General features: G+C 73.4%; 12 protein-coding genes. 3 read left to right on the top strand and 9 right to left on the bottom strand.

The window, feature by feature from the left end:
• Positions 1–71: 71 nt before the first annotated feature.
• The 8 genes from ACFW9D_RS08830 to ACFW9D_RS08795 form a co-directional block, all read right to left on the bottom strand.
• Positions 72–1,862 (bottom strand): GMC family oxidoreductase N-terminal domain-containing protein, encoded by a 1,791-nt coding sequence (locus tag ACFW9D_RS08830; protein WP_384619433.1) that lies wholly within the window; start codon positions 1,860–1,862, stop codon positions 72–74.
• Between the two features lie 260 nt (positions 1,863–2,122).
• The gene (locus ACFW9D_RS08825) at positions 2,123–3,739 is read right to left on the bottom strand and encodes a succinic semialdehyde dehydrogenase (protein ID WP_384619430.1); all 1,617 of its coding nucleotides are present in this window, start codon (positions 3,737–3,739) and stop codon (positions 2,123–2,125) included.
• A 146-nt stretch (positions 3,740–3,885) separates the two neighbouring features.
• Positions 3,886–5,544 (bottom strand): protein kinase, encoded by a 1,659-nt coding sequence (locus ACFW9D_RS08820; protein ID WP_384619428.1) that lies wholly within the window; start codon positions 5,542–5,544, stop codon positions 3,886–3,888.
• A 1-nt stretch (position 5,545) separates the two neighbouring features.
• Complete coding sequence (locus ACFW9D_RS08815) at positions 5,546–7,303, bottom strand: protein kinase (RefSeq protein WP_384619425.1); 1,758 nt, start codon at positions 7,301–7,303, stop codon at positions 5,546–5,548.
• An 80-nt stretch (positions 7,304–7,383) separates the two neighbouring features.
• On the bottom strand, positions 7,384–8,997 hold the full coding sequence (locus ACFW9D_RS08810) for a serine/threonine-protein kinase (RefSeq protein WP_384619423.1): 1,614 nt from the start codon (positions 8,995–8,997) through the stop codon (positions 7,384–7,386).
• A gap of 70 nt (positions 8,998–9,067) precedes the next feature.
• Positions 9,068–10,678, bottom strand: coding sequence for a serine/threonine-protein kinase (locus tag ACFW9D_RS08805; protein ID WP_384619474.1), 1,611 nt, complete (start codon positions 10,676–10,678; stop codon positions 9,068–9,070).
• 135 nt (positions 10,679–10,813) lie between these two features.
• Entirely contained in the window at positions 10,814–13,111 is a 2,298-nt protein-coding gene (locus tag ACFW9D_RS08800; RefSeq protein ID WP_384619420.1) for a protein kinase, read from the bottom strand.
• Between the two features lie 94 nt (positions 13,112–13,205).
• The gene (locus ACFW9D_RS08795; RefSeq protein ID WP_384619471.1) at positions 13,206–15,110 is read right to left on the bottom strand and encodes a serine/threonine-protein kinase; all 1,905 of its coding nucleotides are present in this window, start codon (positions 15,108–15,110) and stop codon (positions 13,206–13,208) included.
• 965 nt (positions 15,111–16,075) lie between these two features.
• On the opposite strand from ACFW9D_RS08795, the gene ACFW9D_RS08790 reads away from it, so the two are divergent.
• Positions 16,076–17,005 carry a calcium-binding protein gene (locus ACFW9D_RS08790; RefSeq protein WP_384619417.1) on the top strand — a complete coding sequence of 310 codons (930 nt, stop codon included), beginning with the start codon at positions 16,076–16,078 and terminating at the stop codon, positions 17,003–17,005.
• A gap of 230 nt (positions 17,006–17,235) precedes the next feature.
• Here ACFW9D_RS08790 and ACFW9D_RS08785 read toward each other — a convergent pair whose 3' ends face one another.
• Positions 17,236–18,942, bottom strand: a complete 1,707-nt coding sequence (locus ACFW9D_RS08785) for a glycerol-3-phosphate dehydrogenase/oxidase (RefSeq protein WP_188337333.1) — start codon at positions 18,940–18,942, stop codon at positions 17,236–17,238.
• A 353-nt stretch (positions 18,943–19,295) separates the two neighbouring features.
• Here ACFW9D_RS08785 and ACFW9D_RS08780 point away from each other — a divergent pair, with 353 nt between their 5' ends.
• The gene (locus ACFW9D_RS08780; RefSeq protein WP_188337334.1) at positions 19,296–20,549 is read left to right on the top strand and encodes a nucleotide sugar dehydrogenase; all 1,254 of its coding nucleotides are present in this window, start codon (positions 19,296–19,298) and stop codon (positions 20,547–20,549) included.
• 61 nt (positions 20,550–20,610) lie between these two features.
• Positions 20,611–21,192: a hypothetical protein gene (locus tag ACFW9D_RS08775; RefSeq protein ID WP_384619414.1), complete on the top strand. Its 582-nt coding sequence runs from the start codon at positions 20,611–20,613 to the stop codon at positions 21,190–21,192.
• Positions 21,193–21,270 lie beyond the last annotated feature (78 nt).

The following is a 21,270-nucleotide window of genomic DNA, read 5'->3' as shown; positions in this document are numbered from 1 at the left end:
TGACGCGCTAGCGAGGAAGGACCCGCACTCGGAGGGGGGTGCGGGTCCTTTCTCGTCCGGATCAGGTGCGGTCACTTCTTGGGCGGGACCGCCGGCATGCCGAGGAACGGGAGCTTCAGGGCGCCGAACGCGTCCGCCGGGACCGCCGGGTTCTTCGGCTCGACCGGCGCGAGCCGCACGTACGCGGCGCCGGCCTCCGGGCGCGGGTCCTCCTCGCCCTTGTTCGGCCAGTACGACATGGCCCGCTCGGCCTGCGCCGTGATGGTCAGGGACGGGTTGACGCCGAGGTTCGCGGAGACGGCGGCGCCGTCCACCACCGAGATCCCCGGGTGCCCGTAGAGCCGGTGGTACGGGTCGATGACGCCGGTCTCGGCGCTGTCGCCGATGGGGCAGCCGCCGAGGAAGTGGGCGGTCAGCGGAGTGCCCATGAGCTCGCCGACGTTCGACCCGGCGAAGCCGTTGATCTCGGCGGCGATCGCGGACGCGCCGTCCGTGGCGGCCTTGATCTGCTTCGGGTTGGGCGCGCCGTGGCCCTGCTCGGCGGTGAGCAGGCCCTTGCCGACGCCGCCCGGCTTCAGGTACGTCGTCAGCGAGTTGTCCAGGGACTGCATGACGAGCCCGATGATGGTCTTCTCCGACCAGCGGTGGTTGGAGAGCGAGCGGGCCAGCAGGGCCGGGTGCTTGACCACGTTCGCCAGCCAGCCGGCGACGCGGGACGAGCCCTCCGCGTAGGGCACCTGCAGGACCGTCAGGCCGCCCATCGCGTTGGATCCCTTGCCGTAGCGGACCGGTTCGATGTGGGTGTTCTCGTCCGGGTGGATCGAGGACGTGATGGCGACGCCCTTGGTGAAGTCGGCCTTCGCGGCGCCGTGCCGCTTGCGGTAGCGCCGGTCGGTGGTCTGGGCGCCGACCAGGGCCTCCGAGTTGGTGCGGGTGAGATGCCCCAGCTTCGCGGAGATGTACGGGAGTTGGCCGCCGGACTTCATGCGGTGCAGCAGGGTCTGCGTGCCGTAGGTGCCGGCCGCGACGACGACCTTGGGGGCGCGGAAGACGCGGCCCGCCGACTTCTTCTTGTCGTCGGTCGGCAGGGTGGCGACCGCGTAGCCGCCCCGCGAGTCGTCCGTGACCGAGACGACCGTGGTCATCGGGTGCACGGAGGCGCCCGCCTTCTCGGCCAGGTACAGGTAGTTCTCGTTCAGGGTGTTCTTCGCGCCGTGCCGGCAGCCGGTCATGCACTCGCCGCACTCGGTGCACGCCTTGCGGGCCGGGCCCGCGCCGCCGAAGTACGGGTCCGGCACCTGGGTGCCCGGCTTCGCCTTGCTGGTGCCGTCCGCGTCCTCGCCGTCGCCGAAGAACACGCCGACCGGGGCCATGTGGAAGGTGTCGCCGATGCCCATGGACTGGGCCGCCGCCTTCAGGTGCACGTCGGCGGGGGTCATCGTCGGGTTGAGGCGTACGCCCAGCATCCGCTTGGCCTGGTCGTAGTACGGGCCGAGCTCGTCCTGCCAGTCCGTGATGTCCTTCCACTGCGGGTCCTCGAAGAAGGGCTTCGGGGGCACGTAGAGGGTGTTGGCGTAGTTGAGGGAGCCGCCGCCGACGCCGGCGCCGGCCAGCACCATCACGTTGCCGAGCAGGTGGATGCGCTGGAGGCCGTACATGCCGAGCTTCGGCGCCCAGAGGAAGTTCTTGAGGTCCCAGGAGTTCTTGGGGAGGGTGCCGGGGGCGAAGCGGCGGCCCGCCTCCAGGACGCCGACCCGGTAGCCCTTCTCGGTGAGGCGCAGGGCGGTGACGGCTCCGCCGAAGCCGGATCCGATGACCAGGACGTCGTAGTCGTACCCGGGGTCTTGCTCGGCCTGGGCCATGGGGGCGTCTCCCTTGTGCGGGTCTTCGGCTTCTCGCCGTGGCGGGGGATGTCTCGTTGCCGGGTGCAGCCCGGTGGGGGCTGGTCGCGCAGTTCCCCGCGCCCCTGAAGATGCGCACTTCGTGCGCGATCTCCAGCGGGGCAGTGCCCCATCGGGGAAATGCGACGCGAAGCGTCTGCATTTCAGGGGCGCGGGGCTGTGTTTATCAGCGGCTCCGCCGCGGGGCGCGAGAAGCCCCACCGGGCCGCGGACGGAAGCGGCTACTTGAGGCGGAGCTTCTTCATCAGGCTCAGGCTGGTGGTCATGAACTTGGCGTAGGCCGCGTCGTCCATGCCGAAGGACGGGGCCATCGGCATCACCCGCTGGTGGGCGACCGTCTGGGCCTCGGTGTACTTGAGGATGCCCTCGGAGCCGTGGCGGCGGCCGAGGCCCGACTGCTTCATGCCGCCCATGGGCGACTGGACGCTGCCGTACGCGGGGGCGTAGCCCTCGTTGATGTTCACGGTGCCGGTGCGCAGGCGGGCGGCGACCTCGTGGCCGCGCCGGGCGTCCTTCGTCCAGACCGAGGAGTTGAGGCCGTACGGCGTGGCGTTGGCCTGTGCGATGACCTCGTCCTCGTCCGTGAAGCGGTAGATCGAGACGACCGGGCCGAAGGTCTCCTCGGTGCAGACGGACATCGGGGCCTCGACCCCGTCGAGGATGGTCGGCTCGAAGAAGTAGGGGCCGATGTCGGGGCGGGCGACGCCGCCGGCGACGAGCGTGGCGCCCTTGGCGACGGCCTCCTCGACGTGCCGGGTCACGGTGGTGAGCTGGCGCTCGCCGACGAGGGAGCCCATGTCGGCCCCGTACGCGAGGGAGGTGCCGAGCCGCATGGCCTTCGTCCGGGCGGCGAAGCGCTCCAGGAAGGCGTCGGCGATCGACTCGTGGACGTACAACCGCTCGATGGAGATGCAGAGTTGGCCCGCGGACGAGAAGCAGGCGCGGACGGCGCCGGCGGCGGCCTTCTCCACGTCGGCGTCCTTGAGGACCAGCATGGCGTTCTTGCCGCCGAGTTCGAGGGAGACGCCGACGAGGCGGGCGGCGGCGCCCTGCGCGACCTCGCGGCCGGTGCGGGTGGAGCCGGTGAAGGAGACGTAGTCGGCGTGCTTGACCAACTCGGGCCCCACGACCGGGCCTTCACCGAGCACGACCTGGAAGACCTCGGCGGGCAGCCCGGCCTCGATGAGCAGGTCGCGGGCCCACAGGGCGGTCAGGCAGGTCTCGGTGTCGGGCTTCATGACGACCGCGTTGCCCGCGACGAACGCGGGGAGCGCGTCGCCGACCGACAGCTCCAGCGGGTAGTTCCAGGGGGCGATCTGGCCGACGACGCCGCGCGGCTGGCGCAGCTCGGTCACCTTGGTGAGGGTCGGGACCGCGCCGGTGTGCCGCCGGGGCTTGAGGTAGGCGGGGGCCTTCCTGCCGTAGTGGCGGGAGGCGACGGCGACGGCCTGGACCTCTTCGTGCGCGTGCAGACGGGCCTTGCCGGTCTCCAGCTGGATGAGGTCGAGGACCTCGGCCTGGCGGGCGAGCACCAGGTCGTGGAAGCGCAGCAGCACGGCGGCGCGCTTGCGCACCGGCGTCTTCGCCCAGACCTCCTGGGCGGCGCGGGCCCGCTCGAAGGCGGTGGCCACGTCCTCGGGCGTCGACTCCGGCAGGTCCGCGAGCTTCTCGCCGGTGAACGGCGTGTGGTTCGCGGTCCGCCCCGAGCCGACCACGCCTCGGGTGAGCTGGGCGATCAGCTCGGGCGTGACCACGTCGGCAGCGGTGCGCGCACCCTCGGGGGCGGCCGCTGTCGGGTTGGTTCCGGTCTTCTCCTGCGTGGCCTGCGACTCCGTCATGAGGGGGAGGGTATGCGGAAGCCGACGCTTTGTGTACCCACCGGTAATCGGCTTTCACCGCCTCCACACACCACGCCAGTGATCGCTGGCAGCAAAGCCGCTGATCAGTGGCTTTGCCGGTGCCGCCACCGTCCGCGCGGGACCGGTCAACTCTTTTCGAGTTCGAGCCTGTCCCGGGCCCCCTTGAAGGTGTCGGTGCCCTGTTTCTCGTACGTCCTCACGCCCTTCGGCATGCTCACCCCGAGGTCGTAGCGGCCCGTGTCGTCGACGACGTAGAGCCGCATCTCGCGCGTGAGGCCGCTGTCGGCGGCGCTGCGGTACGTGATGTCGAGCTGGGCCGCGTCCTTGCCGTGGAAGCTGGTCCGGGTGACCGTCTTGCTGATGTCGGTGTTGCCGTTCGCCGCGTACGAGTCGCCGACGCTGGTGGCCCAGGCGTACGCCGTCGAGCCGCCGGAGGCCGGGGCCCAGCGCTTCAGGCTCAGCGTCACGTCGCTCTTGGGGTCGGTGTACTGGACGCCGTCCTCGGACGGGTCGTGGTAGACGTCGGTGAGCGCGTCCGGCACGGAGATCACCGCGCGCACACTGCTCTCCTCATGTGCCGTCCAGCCCTTCACCTTGCCCGGCGTGGTCGTGTTCCGCGGCTCCTCCGGCATGAGGGACGCCTCGTGCAGCTCCCCGCCGGACCCCTCGGAGAAGGGCGCGCCGTCGTCGCCCGAGGTGCCGAGCGAGGTGCCGAGCCAGACCCCGCCGCCGACCAGGACGGCGCCCAGGAGCGCGGCGACGATCAGCGCGACCGGCGAGCGGCGGCGTGGACGCTTCGTCGCGGGCGTCGCCTGGGCGGGCGTCTCCTGGGCGGGCGTCTCCTGGGCCGGCTTCACCGGGGACGGTCGCGCCGGGGTCCGCGCGGGCGCCTTCAGCCGTACGGTGCCGACGTCGTCGCCCAACTCCCGCAGCGCCGCCGGGTCCTGGGCCACCGGCGCGTCGAACGGCTGGGGCAGCGGTCGTCCGTCGGCGGCGGCCGCGAGCCCCGCCGCGACCGTCGCCGCGTCGGGCCGGTCCGCCGGTTCCTTGGCGAGCAGGCGGTCGATCAACGGGCCCAGCACACCGGCCCGTTCGGGCGGCGGCGGGGCGAAGGAGAGGATCGCGGCGAGCGTCGACTCCAGCGTCGTGCGGCGGAACGGGGACCAGCCCTCCACCGCCGTGTACAGCAGCACGCCCAGCGCCCACAGGTCGCTGGACGGGCCCGCGCCGTCGCCGGACATCCGCTCGGGCGCGATGAACTCCAGCGAGCCGACGAACTCGCCGCTCATCGTGAGCGACTCCTCGCCCTGCACGTGCGCGATGCCGAAGTCGGTGAGCACGACCCGGCCGTGCGGGCCGAGCAGCACGTTCGCCGGCTTCACGTCGCGGTGCACGATCCCCTTGGCGTGCGCGGCACGCAGAGCGCCCAGCACGTCCCGGCCGATCCGCGCCGCCTCGGCGGGCGGCAGCGGACCGCGCTGGAGCACCTCGTGCAGGGACTCGCCGCGCACCAGCTCCATGACGATCCACGGCAGTCCGTCCTCGACGACCACGTCGTGCACGGCGACCGCCGACGGGTGCTCCACGCGGGCCGCCGCGCGGGCCTCGCGCTGCAACCGGGCGTAGGCGCGCTCCGGATCGCCCGGCAGCCGCGGCTCCTTGACGGCGACGTCACGGCCGACCCGTTCGTCGACCGCGCGCCACACGGTGCCCATGCCACCGGAGCCGATGCGCTCGGCCAGCCGGTAGCGTCCTCCGATCAGCCGTTCCCCCTGCGCGGCCACCTCAGAGCTTGTGGATGTCGAGGTTGGCGATGGCGGTCTTGGCGACCTCCCGGCCGCGCTCGGTGAAGTCGCCCTTGCCGGGATAGTCGATCCACAGCCGGTACATGTCCCCGGCCGAGGTCTTGTAGTAGAACGCCTGCGCCTCGCGCGGCACGTCCTTGTCCAGGTCGAGCGCGGTGCCGCTGACACCGTAGGTGATCTTGTTGAGCGCGGCGTCCTTCTCCTTGTACGTGACGTTGGAGTCGGTCTCGCTGGTGGGCTTGGTGTCGCTCGACATCAGCCCGCCGGCGCCGCTGAACGAGTTGTCCTTGATGTCGTCGGAGTCCTTGAACGCCTCGGCGTCGGCCGTCCCCGCGATGTCGGTCTTGTCCTCGACGTGGTCCCAGCGCGCCAGCATGACGGTGATCGCGCCGCTGGGGTCCTTGTAGGTGATCTCGACCGTGTCGTCGTCCGGGATCCGGATGTAGTCGGCGGGCACCGCGACGGTCGCGTCCAGCGGCTTCGCCTCGTCGTGCTTCTTCCAGCCGTCCGGCAGCGGGCCGGCGAACGGCTTCGCGAGGACCAGGTACGCGGCGACCGCGGCCACGACGACGCCCGCGCCGATCCCGAGCAGTGTCTTGCGGCCCAGACGCAGACCGCTCTGCGCCGAGCCGATCTGGACGACCTGGGTGGGCTGGGGCGCGGGCGGTTCGGCGGCGCGCTCCAGGAGGGCGCGGACCTGCGCCGCGTTCGGCCGGCGGGCCGGGTCCTTCTGGAGCAGGCCGTTGATCGCCTCGGCCAGCGGGCCCTGCGCGGAGGCGGGCGCGGCCGGGGTCGCGTTCAGGACGGACTGCAGGGTGGCCGGGGTGTTGTTGCGGCGGAACGGGGAGACGCCCTCGGTCGCCGCGTAGAGGACGACGCCGAGCGACCACAGGTCGGAGGCCGGGCCGGGGCGCTGGCCCAGCACCCGCTCGGGCGCGATGAACTCGGGCGAGCCGACGAAGCCGCCCGTGTCCGTCAGATTGGTCTCGCCCTCGATCTGGGCGATGCCGAAGTCGGTGAGGATCACGCGGTCGTGGCGGCCGAGCATCACGTTGTCCGGCTTCACGTCGCGGTGCAGGATGCCGGCGGCGTGCGCGGCCTCCAGGGCGCCGAGCACCTCCAGGCCGATCCGGGCGGCCTCGCGCGCGCCGAGCGTGCCCTCCTTGAGCGCGTCGCCGAGCGAGCGGCCCTGCACGAACTCCATGACGATCCACGGCTGGCCGTCCTCGACGGCGACGTCGTGCACGTTCACGACCGCGGGGTGGTCGAGGCGCGCCGCGGCCCGCGCCTCGCGCCGCATGCGCTCGAAGGCGTTGGCCCGCTCCTGGGCCGGCAGGTGGTCCGGGATGCGCGGCTCCTTGACCGCGACCTCGCGGTCCACCGTCTCGTCCTTGGCCCGCCACACGGTGCCCATGCCGCCGTGGCCGAGCTTGCTCAGCAGCCGGTAGCGGCCCGCGACGAGCCGGCCCGCGCCCGGGTCGGCCTGGTCCGGCACGACCTGCGTGGGCCGCGGGGCCTGCGGCGCCTGCTGGTGCCGCTCGGGCTGGGACTGCGGGTGCTGCGGGGCCTGCGGCTGGTGCGGGTACGGGGTGGCCTGCGTGGGCTGGGCGTACGGGTTCCCGTCACCCGCCCCGTACGGGGTGCCCTGGTGCGCGGCGGCGTACGGCTGCTGCGGCGGCTGGAGGCCGAAGCTGGTGGGATCGTTCGGGCCGTATGCGGCTCCCCCGTTGTCACTCATGCGTCCATGAGTACCGTGCGGGGGCGCCCCGGTTCCACTCAGGTCATGGCATTGTGACCGCGCTGCAGCAGCGGAACGGGTCAATCCGTGACAGAAGGCGCGAAGGTGTCGACGGCGACGTCGAAGTGCCCGCGCGCCTCCGCACGCCGTCCGACCGGCCCCGACACCCACACGTCGTACAGCCGCCCCGCCTGCTGCCAGCACAGGTCGACGGTGTGCCGGGCGCCCTCGGTCACGCTGAAGCCGTCCCAGGAGAACTCCCACAGCGCGGCGGCGCCGCCCCGGTGCGTGGTGTCGGTGACCGTGCCGTCGCGGTAGCCCGGATTGTTCTTCGGGCCCGCCGCGGCCGAGCGCCGCTGGACGCCGCCGGGCCCGCCGGCCGGCACCGGCTCGGTCACCTTGATGCCGATGCGGAAGGTCCCGCCCGGCGACTTGTAGAACACCCGCGGTCCGTCGACGGAGCGCGTGTACCCCTTCGGCACGGCGAGCCGGAACCCCTGCTCGTCCGTCACCACCCGGTACCCGGCCGGGGCGGCGGTCCCCGGACGCTGCGTGCGGGTCGGCCGCGCGGTGACCGTGACCGTCGGCGCCCCGCTCGGCGAGACACCGGCCGAGGCCGTGCTGCCGGCGCCCGTGGTCGCGCCCGCGGGACCGCCCGGCGGCGTCGGGTCCTCCCGGTTCCCCGCCAGGTACACCCCGGTCACGATCCCGGCCCCGGCCAGCGCCGCGACGAGCGCCGCCGCCACCAGGACGAGCCGCGGCGCCGGGCCGCGCCGCCCCTCCTGCCGTCCGGTCACCGTCGGCACGTCACGCCGGGTCGGCGAGTACACGGCACGGCCCTGCGCCACCGCGCGCGGGGTCGCGCCCGTGTCCACGTACGCGCGCAGCAGCCGCTCCGCCTCGTCGAGGCCGATCCGCTGCGCGGGCTCGCGCTCCAGCAGGCCCCGGATCACCGGGAGCAGCGGAGCGGCCTGCGCGGGCGGGCGGATCTCCTCGTAGACGACCGCGTGCAGGATGCCGCCGAGGGAGTCGCGGCGGAACGGGGACTCGCCGCTGAGCGCCGTGCACAGCAGCGCGCCGAGCGACCACAGGTCGGCGCCGGCCCCGGCCCGCTCCCCCGCCATCCGCTCCGGCGCCGTGTACTCGGGCGAGCCGACGAAGCCGCCGGTCTCGGTGAGCGTCGTGGCGCCCTCGACCTGGGCGATGCCGAAGTCGGTGAGGACGACGCGGCCGGTCGCCGGTTCGAGCAGGACGTTGGCGGGCTTGAGGTCGCGGTGCAGGACGCCCGCGGCGTGCGCGACGCGCAGCGCGCCGAGCAGGGCGAGCCCGACGCGGGCCGCCTCGGGGGCGTCGAGCGGCCCGTCCCGGGCGATCCGGTCCGCGAGCGAACAGCCCTCGACCAGCTCCATCACTATGTACGGGCGCCCCTCGTGCACCACGACGTCGTGCACGACGATCACGTGCGGGTGTCTCAGCTGGGCGACGGCGCGGGCCTCGCGCAGCATGCGCTCGCGCTGCTGCGCCGCCTCGGCCTCGGAGAGGGTCTCGTCGACGGCGAGCTCCTTGACGGCCACCCGCCGTCCGAGCAGCGTGTCGTCGGCCTGCCAGACGACGCCCATGCCGCCGCGCCCGATCCTGGCCTCCAGCCGGTAACGTCCGCCCACGACACGGACGTTGTCCCCCTCGGTCCCCATGCGTCCCATCATGCCGCACCGTCACAGACGTGCACGGGTGCCGTTCCGGTCACACGTGTGAAGACACGGCCTACGCGTCCGGCTGCCAGCCCCGCAGGATCGCGTCGAACTGGGTGCGCGCCTCCGGCCAGTTCTCCTCGGGCACCGACAGGTAGATGGCGTACTCGGTGCCGTCCGCGGTCCGGTACGTCTGCTCGATGGCGTGCCGGGGGCCGGACGTCGTGTCCTTGTCCCCCGCCGTCCACGTGAACTCCCACAGGGAGCCCTGCCGGTCCCGGTACATGTTCGACTGCAGCGTCACCCGCTGGTACTGCGGCAGTTTGGGGCTCACGCCCTTCTCCAGGTCCAGTTGGTGCTGGTAGGAGTCCGGCCACTGGGAGTTCTTGTCGACGGCGATGCGGACGAACCGCTGGCCGCCGTCCGGCGTGTAGTCGATCTGCGTGCCGTTCTGCTGGCGGGTCCAGCCCTTCGGCAGCATCAGGCTGAATCCCTCCACGTCGTGGACCCGTTCCCAGTTGTCGGGGATCGCGCCGGACACCGGCTTGGCCGACTTCGACGGGCTCTCGCCGGTGCCGCCGGTGCTCCCGCCCGCGTCCTGCCGGGACGTGGAGTCGTCGTCGCGGTGCTCCAGGTAGTACATGCCGCCGTACGCGCCACCGCCCCCGACGAGCAGCGCGGCGACGACGGCGGCCAGCACCCTGGGCAGTCGGCGGGGCCGGGGAGCGGGGTGCGGGGCGGGCTGCGGCACGGGCTGCTCGGCCAGGACGGCGGTGCCGCCGGGCGGCGGGGGCGGGGCCTGGTGGTGCGCCCGGGGCTGCCCCGTGCGGTGCACCTGCGTCGGCACGTACGCCTGGGCCGCGCTCGGCCTGCGGCCCTCGGCGGCCTCCGCGAGCATCGCCTCCGTCGTGTCGGCGTCCGGGCGCGCGGCCGGGTCCTTGCGCAGCAGCGCGCTGATCACCGGCCCGATCGCCCCGGCGTGCGCGGGGATCTCGGGCTCCTCCTCGATGACGGCCTGCATCGTGCTCAGCGGGGAGGTGCGGCGGAACGGGGAGCGGCCCTCGACGGCCGTGTAGAGCGTCGCGCCGAGCGCCCACAGGTCGGAGGCGGGGCCGGGCTCGGCGCCGCTGACCCGCTCGGGCGCCAGATAGTCGACGGAGCCGACGATCTCGCCGGTCCGCGTGATGGTCGAGTCGCCCTCGACCTGGGCGATGCCGAAGTCGGTGAGCTTGACCCGGCCGTCGCGGGCGAGCAGCACGTTGCCCGGCTTCACGTCGCGGTGCAGGACACCCGCGGTGTGCGCGGCGCGCAGGGCCCGCAGCGTCCACAGGCCGATCCGCGCGGCCTCGGCCGGGACGATGCGGCCGTGCTCCTTGACGGCGTCGGCGAGCGAGGGACCCTCGACCAGCTCCATGACGATCCACGGCCGGTCGTCGTGCTCCAGGACGTCGTGGACGGTGACGACGGCCGGATGGTTGATCCGCGCCGCGGCCCGCGCCTCGGTCTGGGTCCGCGTCAGCAGCACGGCCCGGTCGGCCTCGGACACGTACGTGGCGGCGGTCAGCTCCTTGACGGCGACGACGCGGTGCAGCACCTCGTCGTGCGCGCGCCACACGCGTCCCATGCCGCCGCGCCCGATCGATTCGCCGAGCCGGTAGCGCCCGGCGAGGAGCTCGCCCTGCATCTGATTCACGTTCCCCCGCAATGGTCTTGACAGGGTCACACTAGGGAGCGGGCGGCCCCCGAGGAACAGCCGGGGTGCCATGGATACGTCACTGTGACGCACGCACGGATCCGGCCACCTTTCGGCGGGCCGGCCTCAACCCCCGTACCGGTAGGTGGCGGAGGCCTGCTCGAACAGCCGGGACACCTCGTCGCGCTCGGCCTCGGGGCCGCGGACCTGCACGATGTGGAACTTGCCGCCGATCACCATCACGACGTTGCGCACGAAGACCTCGCCGCCGGACTCCTGCCAGGTGAACTGCCCCTCGGCCATGGTCCGTCCGCCGACCTCGATGGTCTTCATGCCGCTGGACGTGGCCCAGCTGGAGTCGCGGAACGGCTGGAGCTCCCGCTCGTCCTCGCGCTGGTACTTCATCGGGTCGGTCCCGTACGTGGTGGTGCTGTCGCGGCCCGGGACGACGAGCAGCGCGAAGTTCCCGTGCGTGTACAGGATCTGGCCCCGCCCGTTCTTCGCCTGGCGCTGCCAGCCCTTGGCCACGGCGACCTGGAAGCCTTCCGGGTCCTTGCGCAGGCTGAATCCGGCCGCGACGTCCGACTGCGGCTCGGTGCTCGACGGGTCGGACGTCTCCTTCTTCGACGGCGACTTGCCCTTCGGCGTCTGCCCCTTGGGCGTCTTGGCCGGCCCGGACGGATCGGCCTTCGGGTCGGTGTCCCCGTTCTTGTCGGGGGCGCCCCCGACGACCCCCGCCTGCTCGCGCGGCGGGCCCGCGCTGGAGCCCGCCTCCGGCATGAACACCATCGCGTACGCGACGGCCCCGACCAGGCCGAGCAGGATCAGCACGAGCAGCCAGCGTCCCAGCGAGGCGGGCCGCCGCTCGCCGCCGCCCTGCCGTGGCTGCGGGGCTCTGCGCGGCTGCGGGGACCGGCGCGGCGGCTGAGGTTCGCGCTCGCGCTCGCGCGGGGCGCGCTTGTGCCGGGCGTGCGGGTGCGCGGCGCCGGCCTTGGACCGGCGCCGCCTGCGGACGAGTTCGCCCCTGCGGCGCACGACGGGGAGCCGGGCGGCGTCGAAGGCGGGCGCGGGCACGACGTTCGTCCCCGCCTCCGGCTCCGGCGCGGAGCGCACCAACGACCGCAGCCAGCCGCGCAGTTCCTCGATGTCGAGCCGCTCGGTGGGGTCCTGGCGCAGCAGGGACTCGACGACCGGCCGCAGCGGCCCGCACTCCTCGGCGAACGCGGGCGGCTCGGCGCACACCATCTGCACCAGCTCGGGCGTCGACTCCTCCGGATACGGGGCGTGCCCCTGCACGGCGCGGAACAGGAGGGCGCCGAGGGCCCACAGATCGGTGGCGGGGCCTACGGGGGCGGCCAACTGCCAGCTGTCCTGCACGGGGTGGGCCTGTTCGGGGGCCCAGCGCTCGGTGACGGGTCCGACGACGGTCATCCGGACCTGGCGGGCGCGCTCGGCGGCGACGGCGCCCAGCACGGGGCTCCCGTTCTCGGCCTGCGCGGGGCTCGATGCGCGGGGCTCGGGGCGGAGCTCCTGGTCCGCCGCTCCGTCACGGGGTATCAGCTCGTTCCAACGGGCGGGCTGCACCGGCACACCGGCCACACCGGCCCGGGGAGCCGCCCCGTGCCATCCTTCCCGCACCCCGTACGGATCGTCGATCCGCCCGCCGGACGCGGCGGCGCGCGCACCGGCCCGGTACGCGGCGATGGCCCCGGCCCGCGCGGCCCGGTAGTCCCCCGCGTCGGGCTCGGCCGACGGCGGCGCCACGGGCGCCGGCTCGGGCTCCGGCTCCGACTCCTCGTCGTCCAGGGCCGTTTCGGGCCGCGGGTCGTACCCGCACAGGGCCTCTTCCGCGGCGCCCGCGGCCAGCCCGGTGAGCAGGACGCGTCCGTCGTCGCAGATCATCACGGTCCGCGCCGTCACGTTCCGGTGGACCCAGCCGTGGGCGTGCAGGGCCCGCAGCGCGGTGAGCACGTCGGAGGCGACCTCGGCGGCCCGGTACGGGCTCAGCGGCCCCGCGTCGAGCAGCGCCGCGAGCGGCCGGGCGGCGACGGCCTCGCTGACGATCCACAGCGAACCGCCCTCGGCGAACACGTCGAAGACCTGGTCGAGCCTCGGATGGTCGGGGATCTGCGCGGCGGCCTGCGCCGCCTCGATGGCCCGGGCCACGGACGGCTCGGCGGACGCCCGGACCGGCGCCCCGGGCCGGAACCCGTCCGGCAGCCCGTCCGCGTCCAGCACCTCCGCCTCGACGACCTCCGGCAGCGGCACCTGCCGGACGAGCACCTCCTGCCCGCTGTACGTGTCGAAGGCGCGGGTCGCGTCGTGCGGCGCGTACACCGCGGCGTCGCCGAACCCGTCGTCGTCGAAGGCGCGCAGGGGCAGGCGGTAACGGTCGGCGAGCACTCGCCCCGCGTACTCCTCCACAACGCCCCCTGCCTCGCCCGGTGGTCACCGGGCGTCACATCCGTTCGCACACGGTCCGCAAGCACTCACGATACGTGCAGAACGGGTCCCCGGCTCAGGACTTGGGCTTGAACGTCTGTGTGAACGTCCGCCACGTGGACTTGCGCAGCGCGCCGTCCCAGTCGGCGTCCTTCGCGGTGTACATCAGCGCGTAGCCCTGCGAGCCGTTCACCACGAAACCGCGGTCGATCGTGCGGTACTTGGTGCCGCCGTCGACGTAGGTGAACTCCCAGTCCGCCGTGTTCCAGCCGCGGTACTCGACGGCCCCTATCCTTATCCGGTCGTACTGGGAACGGCGCATGTAGTTCTCCTGGTTGCGCCAGTCGCTGACCGGGTCGTCCTTGGGCGTGCTGGTCCAGCCGACGAGCAGCTTCTGCCCCTTCGGGCCGTTGAAGCGGGCGCCGGCCGCGCTCGTCGACGCGTACTTCCAGCCCTTGGGCAGACCGATGGAGAAGCCCTGCGGGTGCCGGTAGATCTGCTCGGCGGTGCTGCCGTTCGAGCCGTCGGTGTCGCTGCCGGGCGAGGCACCCTGACCGGAACCGTCACCGGAGGCGTCGTCGCCGGGCTCGTCGGTCGGCTCGGCGGTGCTGTCGCCGGAGCCCTGGGCGTGGTCGTCGGCGCCCTTGCCCTTGTCCCCCGTGCCCTTGCCCGAGTCCTGTCCCTTGGCGTCGTCGCCGCCGGTGGCACCGGCGGACGCGGCCGTGCCGCCACCCTTGGTACCGGGGTCGTCGCCGCCTTTGAGGGACAGCGCCAGGATGCTGCCGAGCACGAGCACGGCCGCGACGACCGCGGCGATCACCAGGGTGCGGCGCGGCACGACGTCGGTGATCGACGCCTTGGCGGGGGTGCGCGGCGGCGTCGCGGGCTGCTCCGGGCCGCCCGTGACGGTCGTGGTGGCCGCGCCTTCCTTGGCGCGGGACGCGGCCGCGGCGTTGCGGACCGACTTCAGCGCGCCGCGCAGCCGCTCGGCGGCCTCCTCGCCCTTGGCGGCGACCCCGGCCGCCGCGGCGGCGGCAGCGGCCGAACCCGACTTGGCGGGACGCTTCTTCAGTGGCGGCGGGACGGGCGGCAGCGGGACGACCTTGGTGGCCTCGGCCGGCTCCGGCTCGGGGACGGGCTTCGACTCCGGGGCGTGCAGCACCTCGTTGAGCAGCGCGCGGGCGCCGGCGTCGTCGAGCCGCTGGTCCGGGTCCTTGGCGAGCAGCCCGTAGATGACCGGCTCCAGCGGTCCCGCGTTCTGCGGCGGGTCGACGGGCTCGGTCATCACGGCGGTCAGCGTGGCGATCGCCGACCCCTTGTCGTACGGGGGGATGCCCTCGACGGACGCGTAGAGCAGGCCGCCGAGGGACCACAGGTCGGCGGCGGGGCCGGGCTTGTGGCCGCGGGCGCGCTCGGGCGAGATGTAGGAGGGGGCGCCGACGAGCATGCCGGTGGAGGTGATGGACGGGTCGCCCTCCACCTGGGCGATGCCGAAGTCGGTGAGGACGACGCGGCCGTCCTCGGCGATCAGCACGTTGGACGGCTTCACGTCGCGGTGCAGGATGCCCTCGCGGTGCGCGGCGCGCAGCACGTCGAGGATGGCGAGGCCGACCTCCGCGGCGCGGCGGGGTTCGAGCAGTCCGTCCTCGCGGACGGCCTCGGCGAGGGACTTGCCCTCGATGAGCTCCATGACGATCCAGGGGCGGTCGTCCTCGTCGACGACGTCGAAGACCGTCACCGCGCCGTTGTTGCGGATCCGGGCGATGGCCTTGGCCTCGCGCAGGGTCCGGGTGATCAGGCGGCGCTTCTCCTCCTCGTCGATCGCCGACGGGAAGCGCAGCTCCTTGACGGCGACGGTACGGCCGAGGGTCTCGTCCTTCGCCCGCCACACGGTGCCCATGCCGCCCCGGCCCAGCACCTCACCGAGCCGGTACCGCCCGGACAGCAGCCGCCCTTCGGCCTTCGACGCCGCGTCGTCCACCCGCCGGGGGTCCTCGCCCTTGCCGGCCTTGGAGCCCTGGCCGGGCTTCGAGCCCTGACCTGCCTTCGAGCTCTGACCTGCCTTCGCGTCCTGACCACCCTTGGAGTCCTGGCCTGGCTTCACATCCTGGCTTGCCTTCACATCCTGGCTTGCCTTCGCGTCCTGACCGCGCCTGGGGTCCTGGGCCGGCTCGGCGTCCTGGGCCGGCTCGGCGTCCTGGGCCGGCTCGGCGTCCTGGCCTGGCTTGGCGTCCTCGGGGGCCGGGGCATGCTTGGGGGGCCGGGCGTCCTGAGAGTCCCGACGCGTGCTGTTGTCCTGACGGGCCTCGTCCGCCCGCTCCGCCTCCGACACTGCGTCCCCTCTGCAACCCGCCCTGACAGAGCCTTCATTGTCCCTCACGCGGGGACCGTCCGGCGCCCAGGGTGGCCCCCGGCGCGCGGCTGTCAGGAACGTCCGGTTGCGCCCGATGAAGAGCGGTCCGGCCGGTTCCACCCCTACGCCGACCCCCCACTCTCCCGCTCCCGGCCCCCTCCATCAACCCCCGTCTTGAGCCTCGGGAAGCCCCGAACTCGACGATCCCCGAGCCGAATTCCCCACGCCGCCCCGGCCCTCGTACCGCTCACCGGCCGCGCCGCCAGGGACGCCCGGCCCGGCGCCGACCCGCCGTCGGCGCAGACCCGCCCGGCCTCTTCGCCATCGGCCGCCCACCCGGGCGCGCCCTCGCACCTGGGACACCACACCCGTGACCGAACCCCGCACGACACGAAACCGGCCGGGTGACGCAGCTGACACACCTCAACTGTCGTGCGCGTACAACCCTTCCGCCTCGTCGTCGATCAAGAGTGTGCGGCCGCCGTGGCCGTACGTGACGCGGGGCAGCCCGCCCCTCGCCCCGCATCCGCATCCGCATCCGCGCCCGCATGCGCCCGCATGCGCCCGCCGACGATCGACAACGGAGCCACCTCATGTCCCAGCATTCCCGCAGCAAGTTGACGTCCGGCAAGAAAGTGACCCTGGGCGTCAGCGTGCTGGCCGCCTCCGGGCTCGCCGTCGGCCTGCTCGTCACCCCGTCCGCGACGGCGGGCGGGACCGGCGCGGCCGAGGCGCTGGAGCGGAGCGAGGCCGCGGCAGCCGACGCCTCGGCGGCGAAGGCCGCCGCGCCCAAGGCCAGATCCCTGGCCGACAGCACCGCCGACGTCACCGTCGTCTCCGGCATCACCGTCGACGGCGGCGACAGCGCCCGCGTCGGGACGACGAACACGCAGACCATCACCGTGAAGTGGGCGATCAGCGGCGGGTCGAAGCTCTACGGCAGCCACGCGTCGCTGTGGCGCGGCACCGACCGCGACAGCGGGCTGAAGCAGTTCATCACCTCCGAGCAGTTCGACGCGGGCACCGACCCCTGCGTCCCGGCCGGCGACGCCACCTACAACTGCACGGCCACCTTCAAGATCGACCCCCGGAGCACGCTGACGAACGAGGACGCCGGAGCCTGGAAGCTCCGCCTCTGGGCGATCACCGACGCGACCACCGACGTGGACACCGACAACGCCAAGACCTGGTACCTCAAGCGCTGGTCCCGCCTGAGCAACAACGCGGCCCCCGAGCCCGTCGCCAAGGGCAAGACCATCACGATCACCGGCAAGCTGGAGCGCGCCAACTGGGACACCCACGCGTACGCGGGCTACACCCAGCAGACCGTCCGCCTCCAGGAGCGTTCGCTGACCGGCTCGTACGCCACCACCAGCAGCCACATCACCGGCACCGGCAGCCTGGCGGGCGTCGAGAAGCAGACGCGCACCGCCACCACCGACCGCTGCTACCGCTACAAGTTCGAGGGCACCTCCACCACCCCGCCGGTCACCGCGACCGGTGACTGCGTCGACGTGCGCTGACCCCGGCGCCCCTGCGGATCAGCACAGCCGCGGCATCAGGACGACCGACCGTCCCCGAGCCGGCGACCCGCGTGATCCGGCCGGGGGTGGGATTCCGGCGGGGGCGAAGCGCCGGGGCTCCCGGGCGGCCTGGCGGCAGGGCGGCATCCAGGCCACCCGGGTGCTCGCGCGGCATCCAGGCCGCCCCGAGCGCCGTACCGCCCCCGCCGTGCCACCTCCCGCGCCCCTCCTCAGGGCGCCGCGATGTCCGGCGCCCCCAGGCGTGCCGCGTCCGCCGTCAGGTCGTCCGGCTGGAGCTGGGACTCCCGCTCGGCCTCGACCCGCTTCTCGTAGTGCTCGACCTCCCGCTCGACCTGGCCCTTGTCCCAGCCGAGCACCGGCGCCATGAGCTCCGCCGCCTCCCGCGCGCACCGCGTGCCGCGGTCGAACGTCTCGATGGAGATGCGCGTGCGCCGGGTCAGTACGTCGTCGAGGTGCCGGGCGCCCTCGTGCGAGGCCGCGTACACCACCTCGGCCCGCAGATAGTCCTCGGCGCCACCGAGCGGCGCCCCGAGGCCGGGGTCCTCGGTGATGAGCGCGAGGACCTCCTCGGCCAGCGCCCCGTACCGGTTGAGCAGATGCTCGACCCGCACCACGTGGAGCCCGGTCTGCGAAGCGATCCGCGCCCGCGCGTTCCACAACGCCCGGTACCCCTCCGCGCCCGCCAGCGGAACGTCCTCCGTGACGCACTCGGCGACCCGCTGGTCGAGCCCGTGCACCGCCTCGTCGACGGCGTCCTTCGCCATGACCCGGTACGTCGTGTACTTGCCTCCCGCCACAACGACCAGCCCGGGCACCGGGTGGGCCACGGTGTGCTCGCGCGACAGCTTGCTCGTGGCGTCGGACTCCCCGGCCAGCAGCGGCCGCAGGCCCGCGTAGACCCCTTCGACGTCGTCCCGTGTGAGCGGCACGCCGAGCACCGAGTTCACGTGCTCCAGCAGATAGTCGATGTCGGCACTCGAGGCCGCCGGGTGCGCCTTGTCGAGGTCCCAGTCCGTGTCGGTCGTGCCGATGATCCAGTGCCGCCCCCACGGAATGACGAACAGCACGCTCTTCTCCGTACGGAGAATGAGTCCCGTCGTCGAGTTGATGCGGTCCTTGGGGACGACGAGGTGGATGCCCTTGGAGGCGCGCACGTGGAACTGGCCGCGCTCGCCGACCATCGCCTGTGTGTCGTCGGTCCACACACCCGTCGCGTTGACCACCTGCCGGGCCCGGATCTCGTACTCGCCGCCGCCCTCTCCGTCCCGCACCCGCGCCCCGACGACCCGCTCGCCCTCCCGCAGGAACCCGGTGACCCGGGCCCGGTTGGCGACCTTGGCGCCGTACATGGCGGCGGTGCGCACCAGCGTGGCGACGTAACGGGCGTCGTCCATCTGGGCGTCGTAGTACTGGAGCGCGCCCACGAGCGCGTCCTTCTTGAGGCAGGGCGCCACGCGCAGCGCGTGCTTGCGGCTGAGGTGGCGGTGCATCGGCAGCCCGCGCCCGTGCCCGCGGGCCATGGACATGGCGTCGTAGAGCGCGACGCCGGAGCCCGCGTAGAGCCGCTCCCAGCCCTTGTGCTGGAGCGGGTACAGGAACGGCACCGGCTTGACGAGGTGCGGCGCGAGCCGTTCGAGCAGCAGTCCGCGCTCCTTCAGCGCCTCCCGTACGAGCGCGAAGTCCAGCATCTCCAGATACCTGAGCCCGCCGTGGATCAGCTTGCTGGAGCGGCTGGACGTGCCGGACGCCCAGTCGCGCGCCTCGACGAGTCCGGTGGACAGTCCGCGGGTGACCGCGTCGAGCGCGGTGCCCGCGCCGACCACCCCGGCGCCCACGACGAGAATGTCCAGCTCGCGCTCGGCCATGCCCGCGAGGGCCTCCGCGCGCTGCTCGGGTCCCAGTGCCGCTGCCTTCATGCTGCTGCCTCCCGCTGTCGTCGGCCGCCGCCTTCACCGCCAGATGTACCCGAGCCGGCCCGTGTCACCCCCGGTGCGGCATGCTCCCGATTCTGTCCCGGCTGCCCCGATCCGGCCACCACTGTCCCGCCGCCTGTGGACAACCCCGACCGCTTCAGGCCGCGCTTCACCCACACGCGCCCCGTGCGGCGACATGCGGCGACATGCGACAGGCCATGATCGCGCAATGCGGCATAACGGTCATATTTACTCCTAGTCTGACTGTGCGCTCGCCCGAACTGTCCACAGGGCTTGCGCCCTCGTCCCGCTCCGGCTAGCAGCCGGTCCGTCTCCCGGGAAGGACGGCAACCGCCATGCCCGCAGATCTCGCCGTCATCGGCCTCGGCCACCTCGGCCTGCCCCTCGCCCAGGCCGCCGTCACCGCCGGCATCGCGACCGTCGGCCACGACCAGGACCGCGCCCGCGACCTGGCCGCCGGCCGGCTCCCGTGCGACAGCGACGGCACAGCCCTGACCGCCGCCGACATCCGCCGCATGCTCGCCACCGGCTTCCGCCCCACCACCAACCCGGCCGAACTGGCCCGCGTCCGCACCGCCGTGATCTGCGCCCCGACCCCACCGGGCCCCGACGGCACCCCCAGCCTGACCCAGGTCCTCGACGCGACCCGCACCCTCGCCGCGCACCTGCGCCCGCACACCACGGTCGTCGTCGAGTCGCCCGTCCCGCCCGGCACCACGGAGACCCTGCTCCTGCCCGTCCTCGAAGAGGGCTCCGGGCTGCGCGCCGGCCGCGACTTCCACCTCGCGCACGCCCCGGGCCGCGTCGACCCGGGCAGCCGTTCGCACCCGTACACCGCGACGCCCAAGGTGATCGGCGGCCTCACCCCCGCCTGCACCGAGTCGGCCGCCGCCTTCTACAGCCGCCTCACCGACAAGGTCGTGCGCGCCCGCGGCCCCCGCGAGGCCGAGACCGTCCACCTCCTGGAGACCAACTACCGGCACGTCAACATCGCGCTGGTCAACGAGATGGCCGTGCTCTGCCACGACCTGGGCGTCGACCTGTGGGACGTCATCCGCTGCGCCGAGACCAAGCCCTTCGGCTTCCAGGCCTTCCGCCCCGGCCCCGGCGTCGGCGGCCATGCCCTCCCCCAGGACCTGACGTCCCCTCATCTGCCCACCCGCCCGCTGCGCATGGTCGAACTGGCCCGCCAGGTCAACGACCACATGCCGTCCTACGTCGTCCAGCGCGCCGCCGCCCTCCTCAACGAGCACGGCAAGTCGGCCCGCGGCGCCCGCGTCCTGCTCCTCGGCGTCACCTACAAGCCCGACCTCGCCGACCAGCAGGCCACCCCGGCCGAGGAGATCGCCACCCGCCTCATGCAGTTCGGCGCGTCCGTCAGCTACCACGACCCGTACGTCCCGTCCTGGAACGTGCTGGCCCGCCCGGTCCCCCGCGCCGACTCCCTCTACGAGGCGGCCGCCGACGCCGACCTGACGATCCTGCTCCAGCCGCACCGCACGTACGACCTCCAGGGCCTCGCGGTGAAGGCCCAGCTCCTCCTGGACACCAGGGGCGTCACTCCGGCGGGGGCGGCACACCGTCTCTGACTGCTACTGTGCGGCCCCGCTGCGCACACTCGTGCCAGCCTTCACTCTCATGGGGGACCGCATGACCCAGCCGCCACCGCCACAGGACAACAACAACCCCTACGGCCAGCAGCAGCCGCCCCAGCCCGGCTACGGCTACCCGCAGCAGCAGCCGCCCACCCCGGGCCAGCCCTATGCCCCGTTCCCCCAGCAGCAGGGCGGCCAGCCCCCGATGGGCTTCCCGCCCCCGCCGGCCGGCCGCAGCGGGAACACCGGCCTCGCGATCCTCGTCGCCGTCGTCGTCGCGCTGGTGCTCGCCGGGATCTACGGCGCGATCATGAAGGCCACCGAGCACGAGATCGGCTACGCGGCCGTGGCCGTCGGCGCCGTCGTCGGCTTCGCCGCGGGCAAGGTAGGCGGCCGCAATCAGGCGCTGCCCTTCATCTGCGCCGTGATCGCCCTGGCCGGCGTGTACCTCGGCCAGATCTCCGGGTACGCGATGGCCCTCGCGGACTACGCGAACACCTCGTTCTTCACCGTGCTCACGGACCACTTCGACGTCATCAACGAGGCCTGGAAGTCCGAGTCCGACGCCCTGACCTACGTCTTCATGGCGGTCGGCGCGATCGCCGCGTTCGGCAGCTCGAAGAAGGCCGCGCTGTAAGCAGCGCACACGCCACATACGAGTGGGGGGGCGCCGCGGGGAGCGGGGGCCCCGCACCACCACGGGACAGCCCACAGC

The organism is Streptomyces sp. NPDC059524, from assembly GCF_042749255.1.
Taxonomy (GTDB): domain Bacteria; phylum Actinomycetota; class Actinomycetes; order Streptomycetales; family Streptomycetaceae; genus Streptomyces; species Streptomyces xanthii.
This window is presented reverse-complemented; position numbering and strand designations above follow the sequence as displayed.